Source organism: Roseobacter sp. SK209-2-6 (assembly GCF_000169455.1).
Classification (GTDB): domain Bacteria; phylum Pseudomonadota; class Alphaproteobacteria; order Rhodobacterales; family Rhodobacteraceae; genus Pseudophaeobacter.
The window spans coordinates 251,484-266,095 of record NZ_AAYC01000006.1 but is presented as its reverse complement, the minus strand read 5'-3'; the positions used below and the strand labels follow the sequence as shown (position 1 = coordinate 266,095).

Annotated in this window: 11 protein-coding genes and 2 tRNA genes; 5 read left to right on the top strand and 8 right to left on the bottom strand. The window is 56.0% G+C overall.

The window, feature by feature from the left end:
* Positions 1-38: 38 nt before the first annotated feature.
* Positions 39-1,058 (top strand): tyrosine-type recombinase/integrase, encoded by a 1,020-nt coding sequence (locus RSK20926_RS11675; RefSeq protein WP_008206932.1) that lies wholly within the window; start codon positions 39-41, stop codon positions 1,056-1,058.
* Between the two features lie 87 nt (positions 1,059-1,145).
* Here the strand turns inward: RSK20926_RS11675 and RSK20926_RS11670 are convergent.
* Together RSK20926_RS11670 and RSK20926_RS11665 are read right to left on the bottom strand one after the other, a co-directional pair.
* Positions 1,146-1,219, bottom strand: a tRNA-Cys gene (locus RSK20926_RS11670).
* A gap of 838 nt (positions 1,220-2,057) precedes the next feature.
* Entirely contained in the window at positions 2,058-2,540 is a 483-nt protein-coding gene (locus tag RSK20926_RS11665; protein ID WP_332306546.1) for a sirohydrochlorin chelatase, read from the bottom strand.
* Between the two features lie 476 nt (positions 2,541-3,016).
* Here RSK20926_RS11665 and RSK20926_RS11660 point away from each other — a divergent pair.
* The 4 genes from RSK20926_RS11660 (at position 3,017) to RSK20926_RS11645 (ending at position 8,391) form a co-directional block, all read left to right on the top strand.
* A tRNA-Gly gene (locus tag RSK20926_RS11660) sits at positions 3,017-3,090 on the top strand.
* Positions 3,091-3,455: 365 nt separating this feature from the next.
* Positions 3,456-5,255, top strand: a complete 1,800-nt coding sequence (locus tag RSK20926_RS11655; protein ID WP_037254804.1) for an ABC transporter transmembrane domain-containing protein — start codon at positions 3,456-3,458, stop codon at positions 5,253-5,255.
* Between the two features lie 171 nt (positions 5,256-5,426).
* Positions 5,427-7,334 (top strand): acyl-CoA synthetase, encoded by a 1,908-nt coding sequence (locus tag RSK20926_RS11650; protein WP_037254802.1) that lies wholly within the window; start codon positions 5,427-5,429, stop codon positions 7,332-7,334.
* 124 nt (positions 7,335-7,458) lie between these two features.
* Positions 7,459-8,391 carry an alpha/beta hydrolase gene (locus RSK20926_RS11645; protein WP_008206927.1) on the top strand — a complete coding sequence of 311 codons (933 nt, stop codon included), beginning with the start codon at positions 7,459-7,461 and terminating at the stop codon, positions 8,389-8,391.
* 179 nt (positions 8,392-8,570) lie between these two features.
* Here the strand turns inward: RSK20926_RS11645 and RSK20926_RS22095 are convergent, their stop codons facing one another.
* The 6 genes from RSK20926_RS22095 to RSK20926_RS11615 form a co-directional block, all read right to left on the bottom strand.
* Positions 8,571-8,801 (bottom strand): YARHG domain-containing protein, encoded by a 231-nt coding sequence (locus RSK20926_RS22095; protein WP_232281883.1) that lies wholly within the window; start codon positions 8,799-8,801, stop codon positions 8,571-8,573.
* 58 nt (positions 8,802-8,859) lie between these two features.
* Positions 8,860-9,696 (bottom strand): alkaline phosphatase family protein, encoded by an 837-nt coding sequence (locus RSK20926_RS11635; RefSeq protein WP_008206923.1) that lies wholly within the window; start codon positions 9,694-9,696, stop codon positions 8,860-8,862.
* A 144-nt stretch (positions 9,697-9,840) separates the two neighbouring features.
* The gene (locus RSK20926_RS11630; RefSeq protein ID WP_037254882.1) at positions 9,841-11,070 is read right to left on the bottom strand and encodes a TsoY family (seleno)protein; all 1,230 of its coding nucleotides are present in this window, start codon (positions 11,068-11,070) and stop codon (positions 9,841-9,843) included.
* Between the two features lie 137 nt (positions 11,071-11,207).
* Positions 11,208-12,845, bottom strand: a complete 1,638-nt coding sequence (locus tag RSK20926_RS11625) for an ABC transporter ATP-binding protein (protein WP_008206916.1) — start codon at positions 12,843-12,845, stop codon at positions 11,208-11,210.
* Positions 12,842-13,657, bottom strand: a complete 816-nt coding sequence (locus RSK20926_RS11620) for an ABC transporter permease (RefSeq protein WP_008206914.1) — start codon at positions 13,655-13,657, stop codon at positions 12,842-12,844. The genes RSK20926_RS11625 and RSK20926_RS11620 overlap by 4 nt, the downstream gene beginning before the upstream one ends.
* The gene (locus RSK20926_RS11615; protein ID WP_008206911.1) at positions 13,654-14,610 is read right to left on the bottom strand and encodes an ABC transporter permease; all 957 of its coding nucleotides are present in this window, start codon (positions 14,608-14,610) and stop codon (positions 13,654-13,656) included. Before RSK20926_RS11615 ends, RSK20926_RS11620 begins: the two co-directional genes overlap by 4 nt.
* Between the last annotated feature and the right edge of the window lie 2 nt (positions 14,611-14,612).

Genomic DNA, 14,612 nt, shown 5'->3' with positions numbered 1-14,612 from the left:
GCGCGTGGCGATGCTATCGACGGGAGCGAGGTAATTGAATGGTAAGTCGGCGCAAGCAATATCTGTGGCAGCATTCGTCCGGTCGCTGGTACGTGCGTAAATGCGTCAATGGCAAGATGATCTATCTTGGACGCATCACGGCTAAGGAAGACACTGCTGAATTTGACCATCAGTATTGGGAAATCGTGAGCGGCAAGAGGGCGGAGGCGAAAACCTCATGGACCGCGTTGATTGCTGCAATGCGCGAAACTGATAAGTGGGCGAATTTTTCGCCTCGGTATCGCAAGGATCTGGAACCTGTTTTTACATATCTGACTGAAAAGATTGGCAAAGCGGACGTGGTGCGCCTGACACAAGCCGATATTTACGATGCGATGGAAAAGAACAAGCATCGGGTTCGGTTCGCAAATTACATCCCGACTGCGATCAGCATGTTGTCCAAGCTGGCGATCCGCAAACGGTGGCGCAAGGATAATCCTGCGATTGATATCGAGCCGCTCAAAGTTCCGAAGGCGCGTAAAAAGCCACATGTGCCATGGACTGATTGGGCGGTGGAGAGGCTGCGTGATGAGGGAGAGTCGTTGCCCGTGCTGATCTTCGAGATCGGCGTGGGCAGTGTGCAGCGCCCCGGTGATTGGGTGGATTTCCAGTGGGGCGATTATGATGGCGAAACCCTGAAGCTACGCCAGAACAAAACTGGCAAGCCTTTGCTCCTGCCTTGTACTGAGGCGTTGAAAACCGCACTGGACCGGGCGAAGGCCGAACTAGGGTTCGTTCCACATCCCTTGCGACACATCCTGACACGGGCGGACGGCTCGGCGATGGATTATCACGCGATGGCGCGGGTGATGGTGCGAGAGCGTAAGCGGCTGGGCCTGATGGCCTTTGACCAACACGCATTGCGATATCGTGGTGTGATGGAGTTGGCGTGGGCTGGTTGTACCGACGACGAGATTGCCAGCTTTAGTGGACACACTTCCAAGGCCATGATCGTCAAATATGCAGGTGAGGCGCGGCAAATCATGCGTGCGCGTCAGGCCGCAGCAAAGCGCAAGTGACATGCGAACAGAACGAGCACAGAACAAGAAACTGATACCTGAGGTGATACCCCATGACAGCGGAAACTTATAAGTCATTGAATTTATTGGAGGCGAGTACCGGAATCGAACCGGTGTACACGGATTTGCAATCCGCTGCGTCACCACTCCGCCAACTCGCCTTACCGGTGGTGTGGATGCGTCTTAGGTGATTCCGAATGTGAGTGCAAGAGGCTCGAAGCATGTGAATTTCTCTTGGTCACTCTAACCATGGGTCGTAGTTCCGACACATTGTAAAAACTACATACTTTTCTATTTAAAAAGGGTAGATCGAAGATCAGGGCTGGCTGGATGCGTGTGACACCCATGGTATGTCAGATCTTGACCGGCTCTCGGGATTTGGGGCCGTATAGCGTGAGAGTTTGTTCTCGAAGCGTTCAGAGGAGCGAGGGGAACGAAGAATGCGGAAGTTACCTTTCACAAAAGAACCGACTATCGGTTTTTTGCTGGAGTATGCAGTGGCTGCCAAAGTCTTTGAGCTGTGACGGCTGCAAGACCTGAGAGTTGAGAACCCGGAAGTAAAGTGCTTGCTGGTTTGTGCCACGCGCGGGAATGCCGATCTCAAGGGGCTGCCGGTAAAAAAAACTTCTGATGTTTGCTCTTCGCCTGGATGTTGCGAGAACACGGGTGACAGCGCATCAAATCACGCAACGACGGACCTGCAGACTGGTTGGGATATCTAGATCGAGCCTGGCCTATCCAGCGCTTCCGGATCGCCATGCGCGGCTCCGGAAGCGCTTGTTCGCGCTTTCAGTCTGGCATTGAAAGCATGGCTATCGACTCTTCCACGCCAAGCTGTTGCACGACGGCTTATAGGAGGGACGTTAAAGTCGTCGAGTGGTTTCTCGGTGAAGATCGGCTGTAGCTGCGCCAAGCAAAGCGCAACAAAGATCCCGCAAGAAAGTCACATGAATGGATGTTGCCCGATTGCGACCAACCTTGAATGATCTGAGGGCTTCGTCACGGGTCTTCCGTCGTTGCTTGAATGGCCTTGGCGATCAATCTTGGTACCCCGGGCAGCGCGCCGGTGACAGGCAGGATTGGAATTTCCCACTTCGCCGCAGCAAGAGACTGGGGCAGGTCATACAGAACATGATCGCCTGCCTGTGAAAAAAAGGGTAGGCATAGGGAGCGTTCGGGCAGGTCCTTTGTCACCTGGGCAATAGTTGGGTCTTGTTCCACATATCCAATCTCGACGGGAACGCCTTTTAGAAGTGGTGCAAGACGTGAGGCAAATTGCTCAGCTGCCATCGCCGCCATTTGCCCTCGTGCAGAGCCATGGGCCGCGAGGAGGAGGTTAGATCCTGGTTGCAGTTGCGGGGCTAGAGCCGTGGCAGTGAGTCCTGGCAATGCGGCGTCTAATCCAAAAGGAGGCAGAATCTTCCGGTAGGAGCCTTGTAGGCGTTTGGGCAAGACCTTCGTGGTAAACCAGCCTGCGGACATAAAAAAAGGATAGATAACTGCATCACTCGCGGACAGGTGTTCCAGGCGTCCAGGTGTTGAAAGTGTGGCAGATTTTACATGCCAGTCAGGTAAATGCACAGCGACCTGCTCTGCAAGACGTGCTAGCGCCGTCTCTGGAGGCTCTGGTGATGAGGGCTGGCCGTGGGACACCAGAATCACGGTTTTCGCTTTTGGCTGCATCGGAGCTCCGGTTTTGGTTTCAGCTTGCGTCATGCATCAGGCTATGTCTCTCAACTCAACTTAGTTCTGAGAGGGCGCAAGTACCAGCATCTCAAAGTTCGATCATCTCGCGCTTGCTCTTTTCGGTCGGATGCACGGGCTCGCGTAGCCTATCGCCGGAGCCGTCCAAAAGCGCAGTTTAACTGATCGGCAGAGGAGAGAACTTTTCTGAAGAGATTTTTCAGAAGTCGGTTGACCCCACTTGTCGCTTGTCCTAAATCTCGCCTCACTGCTCAGCGGGCGTTGTGTAGTGGTAAGACCTTAGCCTTCCAAGCTAATGACGCGGGTTCGATTCCCGCCGCCCGCTCCAGACTTCCCCCCGCTTTTTGATGTGTTTCGCGGCGAATTTGCCCTGCGCAAGACGCGTTTCTTGGGCCGCATCGCATAAGAAAGCCTTCTTAGATCCCAAGACATGCGTGCATTGGCCCCGCGAAGGTTTTAGGGGAGATTGAATAGCCTCAAAGGCATCCGTTGAGGCGTTGAGAACTAGGACTGCCCGCCCTGCCATTTAACCAAAGGCGGGAAGAGGGGGGAGGCCTGTGCCGGTACAAGAACACGAACTATCCTGGGCTGATTGGTGCCAGGTGCTTGACCTGCGGTTCTGAGAGGGCCATTTAGCCACCTGGACGCAAAACCCCAACCTAGTTAATGGGGCAATAGTCAAAAGGACCAGACATGGCGCGCAAACCCGTAGCTCCATCTTCTGAGGAAGAAAGAGAAACCTCCCGGAAAATTGGCGTTCTAGGTGCGCTTTGGCCCTTTATGCGCCCCTATCGAATGCTGATGGGGTTAGCGACATGTGCTCTGGTGTTGACCGCCGGGCTGTCGCTTACCTTACCATTGGCGGTGCGCCGGGTTGTGGACAATTTTCGCGTCACTGACAATGCGCTTTTGACCCAGTATTTTCTGGCGGCTCTTGTTATTGCTGGGCTTTTGGCCTTGGGGACCGGTCTGCGCTATGCCCTTGTCACCCGACTGGGGGAGCGGGTTGTCTCCGATATTCGTATGGCGGTTTTTGACCGCGTGATCGGTATGAGCCCAGAGTTTTTTGAACGGATCATGACCGGAGAGGTGCTGAGCCGGATTACCACCGACACAACTTTGATTCAGTCGGTGCTGGGATCTTCGGTATCAATTGCCCTGCGCAACTTACTGATTTTTGCTGGCGGTTTGGTGCTGATGTTGCTGACCTCGGCCAAGCTTACCGGCCTGGTTTTGCTGATCGTGCCAGCTGTCATCGTGCCAATCTTGGTTCTGGGGCGTCGGTTGCGCAGCATCAGCCGCGAAAACCAGGACTGGATTGCCGCTTCTTCTGGCAATGCCGGAGAGGCTCTGGGGGCGGTCCAGACCGTCCAGGCCTTTACCCATGAAGGTGCAAGCCGCAAGCGCTTTGCTGAGATGACAGAAACCGCCTATGACGTCTCGGTTACCCGGATCAAGACACGGGCTTATCTGACCGTGATTGTGATCTTTCTGGTCTTTTCCGGCATTGTTGGGGTGCTCTGGATGGGGGCCAATGATGTTCGTGCGGGTCTCATGACCGAGGGCACATTGGTGCAATTCGTCATCTACTCCGTTCTGGTAGCTGGTTCAGTGGCGGCACTGTCCGAGATCTGGAGTGAGTTGCAACGCGCCGCCGGAGCAACCGAGCGATTGATCGAGCTGTTGAATGCCAAGGATAAAGTGCTGGATCCGTCTGCCGCCAAGTCTCTGCCAAAGGATGTGATGGGAGAGATTTCCTTTGATGGGGTATCCTTTGCCTATCCAGCCCGTCCAGGGGTGCAAGCACTCGATGAGGTTACGCTGACAGTGAAACCCGGTGAAACCGTTGCCTTTGTTGGTCCTTCGGGGGCCGGTAAGACAACGGTCATTCAGCTGTTGCAGCGGTTCTATGATCCGGATCAGGGTAGTATTCGCCTGGATGGTGTGGCTCTGACAGAACTGCGCCGTGATGATTTCAGGCAGCATATCGCATTGGTTCCACAGGATCCGGTGATTTTTGCAGCCTCGGCGCGTGAGAACATTCGTTTTGGCCGACCCGGTGCTACCGATGCCGAGGTTGAGGCCGCGGCAAGTGCGGCCGCCGCCCATGATTTCATTTCCGCTTTACCTGATGGTTATGACAGCTTTGTAGGCGAACGCGGTGTGATGTTGTCGGGTGGTCAAAAGCAGCGAATAGCGATTGCGCGTGCGATCCTCAGGGATGCGCCGGTCTTGCTGCTGGATGAGGCCACCTCTGCCCTGGACGCAGAAAGCGAGCGACTGGTGCAGGCTGCGGTCGATGAGCTGAGCCAGAACCGAACAACTTTGATTGTTGCGCATAGGCTGGCGACTGTCAAAAAGGCGGACCGTATTGTGGTCATGGAAGAGGGGCGGGTGGTCGCGACCGGAACCCATGATGCGCTGGTTGCTCAGGGTGGGCTTTATGCGCGTCTTGCCCGGCTGCAATTTACGGATGGTCTCGCAGCCGAGTAATGCAACCTCTCAGGTCCTGATAATCCCAACAGACAGCAGTTTCGCAGCGTCAGAATTTCTCCTTGCCTTGACGTGAGCCTGCGCCTGCGCTTGCACCATGGCGCTTTTGCACTCACATTGAAGCATAGAAAGACAACTCCGGCACAAGACCGGGACCAGGGGAGGATTGCAATGGCATTTGCAACGGTTGAAGACTGCAAGGCAATGGAACAGGAGGTCTCCTGGGAGGAGCGAGATAACCCGGTCACGCTTTACCAGCTTTTGTCTCGTACAGCGGGCAGGTTCCCCGAAAACAACGCGGTCTCGTATCAGATCTTCTCTGGCCCAACGGACAAGGCGGAGACCCTGACCTGGCGCATGCTTAAGGATCAAGTCAGCCAGGCGGCAAATATGTTCCGCGAGCTGGGCATCGGCGAAAAGGATGTGGTGGCCTATGTGCTGCCCAACTGCAATGAGACGCTGGTGACCCTCTTGGGCGGCGCTGTTGCTGGCATAGTTGCGCCGATCAACCCACTGCTGGAACCAGAGCAGATCGCCTCTATCCTGCGTGAGACCAAAGCAAAGATCGTTGTCACGCTGAAGCCCTTTCCAAAGACGGATGTCGCGCAAAAAGTCGCCGAGGCGGTGCGCCATGCGCCCAATGTGAATACGGTTCTGGAAATCGACCTCAACCGCTATCTGACGCCACCTAAATCCTGGATCGTTCCACTGATCCGCCCGAAGTTGGAGAACAAGGACAAGTTGGCCCATGCGGATTACAAATCCTTTGGCAAGGAAATCCGCAAGCAGCCAACGACGTTGCAATTTGCTGACAGCACCGAGGACCGAGTCGCCTGCTACTTCCATACCGGCGGCACCACCGGCATGCCAAAAGTGGCGCAGCACAAATACTCAGGCCTGATCTACAACGGCTGGATTGGTGACACGCTTCTCTTCACCGAGAATGACAATATCATGTGTCCGCTGCCGCTGTTCCATGTCTTTGCCTGCCACGTGATCATGATGGCCTCCATAACCTCAGGCGCTCATGTGGTTTTCCCAACGCCGCAGGGCTATAGGGGCGATGGTGTCTTTGACAATTTCTGGAAGCTGATCGAACGCTGGAAGATCTCTTTCATCATCACCGTGCCGACTGCGATCTCGGCCAAGATGCAGCGCCCGGTTGATGCGGATATTTCCAGTGTGAAAACTGCCTTTTCCGGGTCTGCGCCACTGCCGGTTGAACTGTTCCGCCGCTTCGAGAAGGCCACAGGCGTCAATATTGTTGAAGGCTATGGTCTGACAGAGGCCACCTGCCTGGTCTCCTGTAACCCGGTTGAGGGTGAAAAGAAGATCGGTTCAGTTGGTATTCCATTCCCCTATACCGATGTCCGCATTGTCAAAGGGACACCCGAGGGGTTGATCGAATGCGGCACCGAGGAAGTTGGTGAAATTTGCATCGGTAATCCGGGCGTCTTTGCAGGTCATACCTATACCGAGGCTGAGAAAAACGTGGACCTGTTCTACCAGGGAACTCATCTGCGCACTGGGGATCTGGGGCGTATCGATGAGGATGGCTATCTCTGGATCACGGGCCGGGCGAAGGATCTGATCATTCGTGGTGGGCACAATATTGACCCAGCGGAAATCGAAGAGGCGCTTCTTGGGCATGAAGCGGTGGCCTTTGCCGGTGCGATTGGCCAACCAGACGCCCATGCGGGTGAGCTGCCCTGCGCTTTTGTGGAATTGGTTGACGGGGCTACTGCAACAGCGGATGAGCTGCTGGAATATTGCCAGATCCATGTCCATGAACGCGCGGCCATTCCCAAACATCTGACGGTTTTGGATGAGCTGCCAAAAACTGCGGTTGGCAAAGTCTTTAAGCCGGATCTCCGCAAACATGCTATCACCCGGATTTACAATGAAGCACTGCTCAAGGCGGCCTGTCCTGCGCGGGTTGAAAGCGTCATTGACGATAAAAAGCGCGGGCTCATCGCACAGGTTGCGGCCAATGGCGCCAGTGATGCGGATATCAGCGCTGTACTTGGTGCCTATACGCGCCCGTGGGAGCATCTGGCTGCTCAGGTCGCTGCTGAGTAAGAGCGTGTTGCTGCCCATTTTAAAAAGGAGCGCCCCTGGACGGGGCGCTTTTTTTCATTTGGGCATTTCCATTTTGGGGATGCCTGTCCTAGGCTGGCTGCAAAATGAGACTACGAGGGACTGAATGAACTACGAGCGCCTAATTGATGAGGAGACCTGGGCTTTCATTCGCAGGACCGGAGAATGCTACCCAGAAGATGCTGTAGATCTTTCGATAGACGAACAGCGACAAGTCTATAATGACATGGCTAAAGAGTTTCTGGCGCCGCGTCCGCTGGTGGTCTCGACCGAGGATCATGACGCGGATGGCGTTCCCGTCCGGGTTTACTCTGCGGGGGATCCGACCCGAACTGTCCTATTCTGTCACGGCGGCGGCTTTGTTGTTGGTGGGCTCGAAAGCCACGATGATGTCTGTGCCGAGATCTGTGCCCAGACCGCCTATAGGGTCGTTGCGGTTGATTACCGCCTCGCCCCTGAACACCAGCACCCGGCCATGTTTGATGATGCGCGGACCGCATTGAAATGGGCATTGCAGACCTTTGGCGATGCGGTTGTGTTGATGGGGGATAGCGCCGGGGCTAATCTCTGCGCTGCGGTGGCGCATTCCACGCGCGCGGAACCTGAGGTGTCCTCCAAGATTTTGGGGCAGATGTTGATCTATGGTGCCTTTGGTGGGGATCTGAACCAGGGATCCTATATCGAGCATGCGCATGCGCCGATGCTCACACGTGACGAAATTCTGTTTTACATGGATATTCGCAAACCGTCAGGGTCGCCATCTGCTGATCCGACCTATGCCCCACTGAGTGACGCTGATTTTTCCGGTTTGCCGCCAACCATTCTGATCTCAGCGGATTGCGACCCGGTGCGTGATGACAGCAGGGACTATCGCGACAGAGTTGTTGCGGCCGGTGGCAAAGCCCACTGGATCAACGAGACCGGCCTGGTGCATGGCTACCTGCGGGCACGTCACTCCGTAGGCCGTGCACGCGATAGTTTTGAACGTATCTCAGCCGGGGTGGAAGCGCTTGGCCAGGGGGTTTGGCCCTACGAATAGGCTATGCCACTTAAGGGGGCGGGGTGGCTCAGCCAGCTGATGCAGGCGCTTTCAAAGTCGTCCCAGATAAGGAAATCCGTCAGGCGCAATCTCTGAGTAAGGTCAGGCAGGTACAACTGACTTGCCGCGCCGTACACGCGGCATTGGGTTTGTTTCTCCAACTCTTGAAGTATCGCAACCTAGCGCTGGGCCTCCGGGCTGAGGGGTACTGATTTTGCAATGCAATCTCCGTTATCAAACAGCGCCTGGCCCAGATTGGAGCCAAAGCAAAAACCTGCCTGATTGATAATGGCATTCCGTGTGAACCAGAGGTCGTTGCAGCTTTCATCCGCAAAGGCCGTTGTCGTGCTCAAGGGGAGAGCGGAAAGAGCAAAGACAAAGGAAATGACGCGCATAGGGGCCCCAGTCAAATAAGCGATCCTGACATGTTGCCATGCAGGATCGCTCTGTCTTGAGAAGAGGGGTTTCCTACTTAAGGAAGGATTTCGCCTTCATTGTCTCGGCGATTGGCGCGCCTAGACGGTTGAGGATGGTGGGCGCCAGCTGCAACTGATCGATGACGTCATCCTGGGCAGGGCCTTCGGCATCGCCAAAGTAGTAAAGCGCGGTTTCCTGCTGCAGTGGGCTACGCCCTCCGTGGTGGCCTCGTTCGTCCTGACCATGATCCGCTGTTACAATCACCTCATAGCCCAGCTGACGCCAGCGTGGAATAAAGGGAGCCAGCATTTCATCCATGACGAAACAGGCGTGATCCATCTCTTGGCAATCATGAAAGAACCGGTGCCCCATGCTGTCCAGTGTGCAGGTATGCAACATGCCGTAGTTGAGGCCAAAACGCAGGCAGAGATTTGTCAGCGTGCCAAAGAGATCCACATCCGAAGGGGTCATCTGGTTGGCATGGCCATAGCCGGTCATGGAATGGAAACGCCCGTGATTGATGGTCTTGCTCTCGGGTTCATCATATTCGACGTCGCGCACATAGTCGAAAGGATGGCGGTTGAAGAACTGCGACCAGAAACTATGAGCCACCGCACCCGTGGTGCCTCCACCTTCACGTACCTGGCTAAAGACATCCTTGTGGCTCAGCTTGAAGACATTGCCATTACCTGTGCAGCCGTGCTCTGCTGGTACGACGCCGGTATGGATCGAGGCATAGCAACTGGCCGAGATCGAAGGCAGTACTGCGCGCAATTTCCAGACGCGAGCATCCCCGCTGTCGACCCAGCCTTCCAGATTGCCGAACAATCGGCGGAAGTTCCGGTACGGCACGCCATCCAAGATGATGAGGAGTAATTTCTTGTCCATGTCCCGAATCCTTTGTTCTACGGGGCGATTTGGACCCATTTTTGCCAGATAAACTTGAATTGCCATTCAAAAAACGGATGCCGATGTCGCCATCCGTGTTTTTCTGGGTGTTTCCTGGGGTCAACCTGCGGTTTGCGCTGCTGTTTACTCTGCCGGAACAGCAGCCGCTGGTTTTGCAACCCCGCGGAAATGTTGCCAGTTGAGGCGCAGAACCAGAGCAATCATTGCCAGTTGGAACAGCAGCGCCAGCGCCGTGAACCCCCAATATGCAAGGCCGAATTTGTCGATCACCTGGGAGGCGGCCAGTCCTTTGTTGATAAAGAAATGCAGCATGACCGATAGCGCAACACCGGGGCAGACAAGGGCGTAAGAGCCGGGTGAGAGTTTACTGCCAAGGACGAAGTCAGTGAAATAGGCCTGTCGCGTCATGACCAGGAGGCCCAGCAGCAGGAATACAATCTGGATGGTCAGGATCCGCGCCAGCATCACCAGGGTTTCACCGGGGGTGCCATGAACATCAAAGGCGCTGTGCAGTCCATGATTCTGGCGCAGAAACATGATACCAAGAACTGTCAGCAAAGGGACAATCACCATCAGGGTTGGTCCGGCCTCTCGCGCGCTTCCATGTTGCAGCATGGCAGAGAAGGCGGTGATGGAAGCATAGATCGCATAGAGCATGGCGCTGAAACCAAAGAAGGTTGAAAGCACCAGTGAGGTGCCGACAACGGTGGTATTGCCACTCATCGCGGCCGGGGCGGAAAGACCCACTGCAACCATCGACAATGCAAAGGCAGGCAGAAGCTGGGCAAATGAATTATGCGCGCTCATGTCAAAGGCACCACCTTCGGTAAGGACGCGGCCCAGAAATCGCCCGATCAGCTGGAATGCCCAAAGACCTACCAAGACAAAGGCAACCATGGCAGCAGGGAAGAGATATTCAACGATGCTCCAGAGTTGCGGCACAAAAACCAGTCCCACGATAAAACCGGCATTGATGGTCATGGCTGTTGCCAAGGGACCCGCAAGTAAAGTGGTTTCAGCATTGCTGTGGCGCAGCTTGTCGTAGGCCTCGGTCTGTTTGAAACGCGAGAGCGTGATAAAGTTCCAGATCAGCATCTTCACGTTGAGGAAGACAAAGAAACCGATACCGACCATGGCCAAGACAACAGAGGATTTCATGGCCCAATTGCCACCTGCAAGGGCAGCCATGAGGTCTTCAAACACCGGTACGGGTTGCCCGGGGTGAGGCACCCAGAACATCAGATACATGAAAAAGGTAACCGCCAGGCCACCTGCACCAAGGGAGGCCAGGAAATAGAGCGGGGAGTAGCTTTGTTCAGCGGCGGGGCCGCGGCGTAATGCGTCATCGGACATGGGAAACTCCATCATATGCATTCCATTATTGGAATATATATAAATTCAAATAATGGAATGCATTGGTCCAAAATGACGCAGGCCCGCGCCAAGGATGACGCGGGCCTGAAATTTTCCGATACAGAAGGGAAAAGCGCTTAGTTCCCGGCGCTCTCCATCTTGCGGTTGGCGATGACCTCTTCCAGCCAGCCGAGGCGCATCTCGGGCACCGAGCTGAGCAGGAGGTCGGTGTAGTCATCAAAGGGTGGTGACAGCACCTTGGACTTACCGCCATAGCGCTGCACCTTGCCCTGATACATCACCGCGATATTGTCAGAGATCGCGCGAACAGTTGCCAGGTCATGGGTGATGAAGAGATAGGCCACATCCTCGATCTTCTGCAGATCCAGCAGCAGTTTGAGGATGCCATCCGCGACCAGCGGGTCCAGCGCCGAAGTCACCTCGTCACAGATGATCATCTTGGGCTTGGCCGCCAAGGACCGCGCGATACAGACACGCTGTTTCTGGCCGCCCGAGAGCTCCGCCGGATAGCGGTCTATGAACTTCTCGCCCAGCTCGATCTCATCCAGCAGTTCGATGATCCGTTTCTTCTTTTCAGCGCCGCGCATGCCAAAGTAGAACTCCAGCGGACGGCCAATGATGGTACCGACGGTCTGACGCGGGTTCATCGCCACATCCGCCATCTGATAGATCATCTGCAGCTCACGCAGGTCCTCGCGGGAGCGTCCTGCCAGATCATTGGACAGGGTGCGGCCCGCGAATTCGATCTCTCCTTCGCGCGGTGGCAGCAGACCAGTGATCACCCGTGCCAGAGTGGATTTGCCCGAACCGGACTCCCCCACGACCGCCAGGGTTTGCCCCGGATAGAGGTCGACATTGACCCCATGCAGCACATCGAACTTGGTGCCCTGGTAGCGCGCGGTGATATTGCGCACGCTCAGCACCGGCTCGGCGGTGGGCGCCTTCTCCTCATGTTCGATGGAGCGGACCGAGACCAGGGCCTTGGTATACTCCTCCTGAGGGGCATTGATGATCTGATCGACAGAACCGTATTCCACGGTATTTCCCATCTTCAGCACCATGATGTCGTCGCTCACCTGGGCCACAACCGCGAGGTCATGGGTGATGTAGAGCGCAGCCACACCGGTGTCGCGGATTGCCTCCTTGATCGCCATCAGAACATCGATCTGGGTGGTCACATCCAAGGCCGTTGTCGGCTCATCAAAGACCACCAGATCCGGTTCGGGGCAGAGTGCCAGTGCGGTCATGCAGCGCTGCAGCTGTCCACCAGAGACCTGGTGCGGGAAGCGGTCGCCGATATTGTCCGGATCCGGCAGGCCCAGCTTTGCAAAGAGCACCCTTGCGCGCTCTTCCGCGTCTTTGCGGCTGAACTTCTTCTGTTCAACCGCAGCCTCGACAACCTGGTCCATGATCTTCTTGGCCGGGTTGAAGGAGGCAGCTGCGGATTGCGAAACATAGGTGACTTCGGCGCCGCGCAGCTTGCGGATATCACCGACACCTGCGCTCAGGATCTCGCGTCCATTGACCCAGACCTCGCCGCCAGTGATTTTCACACCGCCGCGCCCGTAGGCCATGGAGGCAAGTCCGATGGTAGATTTGCCAGCACCGGATTCCCCGATGAGGCCCAGAACCTTGCCTTTCGCCAGCTCGAAATCCACCCCATGCACGATCTCGATGTCATGGGGCTTTTCGCCGGGCGGGTAGACTGTTGCGCCGATCTTTAGGCCGCGTACTTTCAGCAGGGGTTCGCTCATCCGCGGCCTCCTTTCAGCGAGGTTGTCCGGTTCAGCACCCAGTCAGCCACAAGGTTGACCGAGATCGCCAGTGTGGCGATGGCAAAGGCCGGAGCCAGTGCAGCCGGGATACCGTAGACGATGCCGTCCTTGTTCTCTTTCACGATGCCGCCCCAGTCTGCTTCTGGCGGCTGAACACCGAGACCCAGGAAGGAGAGGGTGGAGACAAAGAGCACCGCAAAGATAAAGCGCAGGCCCATCTCCGCCACCAGCGGCGACAGGGCATTGGGCAGGATTTCACGGAAGATGATCCAAGCGATCTTTTCACCGCGCAGGCGGGCCGCTTCGACGTAGTCCATGACTTCGATATCCACCGCAACGGCGCGGGCCAAGCGATAAACACGGGTCGAGTCCAAAAGACCCATGACGATGATCAGCATCGGCACGGTGACCGGGGTGACCGAGAGCACAACCAGCGCAAAGATCAGGGTTGGGATCGACATGATCAGATCAACGAAGCGTGACAGCACCTGATCGACCCAACCACCGGCTACGGCGGCAAAGAAGCCTAGGACCGATCCGAGTGTGAAGGACACAATGGTGGCCGCAGTCGCGATAAAGATCGTGGTGCGCCCACCGTAGATCATCCGGCTGAGGAGATCGCGTCCGATGTTGTCGGTGCCAAGCAGGAATTCCGACGAGGCCGGCTCCCAGACGTCACCAACAATCTCGGCCATGCCATAGGGTGAGATCAGCGGCGCAAAGATGGCCGCGAGAAAGTAGAGGGCCGTAAAGAATAGCCCGATCATAGCAGCAATGGGGATGTTCTTCATTTCGGATGCCTCAGACGGGGGTTCGACAGGATAGCGACAAGGTCAGCGATCATGTTGAGGCCGATATAGACGGCGGCAAAGATCAGACCGCAGGCCTGTACAACAGGCACGTCACGTTTGGACACATGGTCAACCAGATACTGGCCCATTCCGGGGTAAACAAAGACCACTTCGATCACCACAACACCAACGACCAGATAGGCGAGGTTCAGCATCACCACGTTGACGATCGGCGCAATCGCATTGGGGAAAGCATGCCGATAGATCACCTGGAACCCGTTGAGGCCCTTAAGCTCAGCAGTTTCGATATAGGCCGATTGCATTACATTGAGGATCGCGGCCCGGGTCATGCGCATCATATGCGCCAGAACCACCAGGGTCAGAACCGCAACGGGCAGGGCGATGGAAGAGAGTTTCTCACCCAGGGTCATGCTGTCATTGATCATTGCCACTGATGGGAACCAGCGCATCTTCACAGCGATGAGATACATCAGCACATAGCCGATCAGGAACTCAGGGATCGAGATTGAGGCCAGAGTGACAGCTGAGATCGCCTTGTCGGGCCAGCGGTCCTTAAAGCGCACAGCCAGTAGGCCAAGGAAAATTGCCAAAGGCACGGCCACGACGGCGGCCCAGAAGGCAAGGAAGAGAGTATTGGATAGGCGCTTGCCGATGCTTTCGGTAATATCGGCGCCGCTTGTCAGAGAGGTTCCCAGATCGCCGGTTATAGCACCGCCGAGCCAGTTGAAATAACGCTGCAGTGCCGGCTCATTAAGCCCCAGATCCTTGCGCAGATTGGCGAGGGCTTCTGGGGTGGCCGATTGGCCCAGGATCGACTGCGCGACGTCACCCGGCAGGATCACGGTTCCGGCAAAAATCAATGCGGAAACCAGGAATAGCAGGATGAGGCCCAGCGCGATGCGCTGAGCCAGGAGCTTAAGGATTTGCGGCATAT

Bases quoted from the DNA above. Each gene is read 5' to 3' on its own strand.
- RSK20926_RS11675 (WP_008206932.1), top strand. From the start codon at position 39: ATGGTAAGTCGGCGCAAGCAATATCTGTGGCAGCATTCGTCCGGTCGC.
- RSK20926_RS11665 (WP_332306546.1), bottom strand. From the start codon at position 2,540: ATGTCCGCAGGCTGGTTTACCACGAAGGTCTTGCCCAAACGCCTACAA.
- RSK20926_RS11655 (WP_037254804.1), top strand. From the start codon at position 3,456: ATGGCGCGCAAACCCGTAGCTCCATCTTCTGAGGAAGAAAGAGAAACC.
- RSK20926_RS11650 (WP_037254802.1), top strand. From the start codon at position 5,427: ATGGCATTTGCAACGGTTGAAGACTGCAAGGCAATGGAACAGGAGGTC.
- RSK20926_RS11645 (WP_008206927.1), top strand. From the start codon at position 7,459: ATGAACTACGAGCGCCTAATTGATGAGGAGACCTGGGCTTTCATTCGC.
- RSK20926_RS11635 (WP_008206923.1), bottom strand. From the start codon at position 9,696: ATGGACAAGAAATTACTCCTCATCATCTTGGATGGCGTGCCGTACCGG.
- RSK20926_RS11630 (WP_037254882.1), bottom strand. From the start codon at position 11,070: ATGTCCGATGACGCATTACGCCGCGGCCCCGCCGCTGAACAAAGCTAC.
- RSK20926_RS11625 (WP_008206916.1), bottom strand. From the start codon at position 12,845: ATGAGCGAACCCCTGCTGAAAGTACGCGGCCTAAAGATCGGCGCAACA.
- RSK20926_RS11620 (WP_008206914.1), bottom strand. From the start codon at position 13,657: ATGAAGAACATCCCCATTGCTGCTATGATCGGGCTATTCTTTACGGCC.
- RSK20926_RS11615 (WP_008206911.1), bottom strand. From the start codon at position 14,610: ATGCCGCAAATCCTTAAGCTCCTGGCTCAGCGCATCGCGCTGGGCCTC.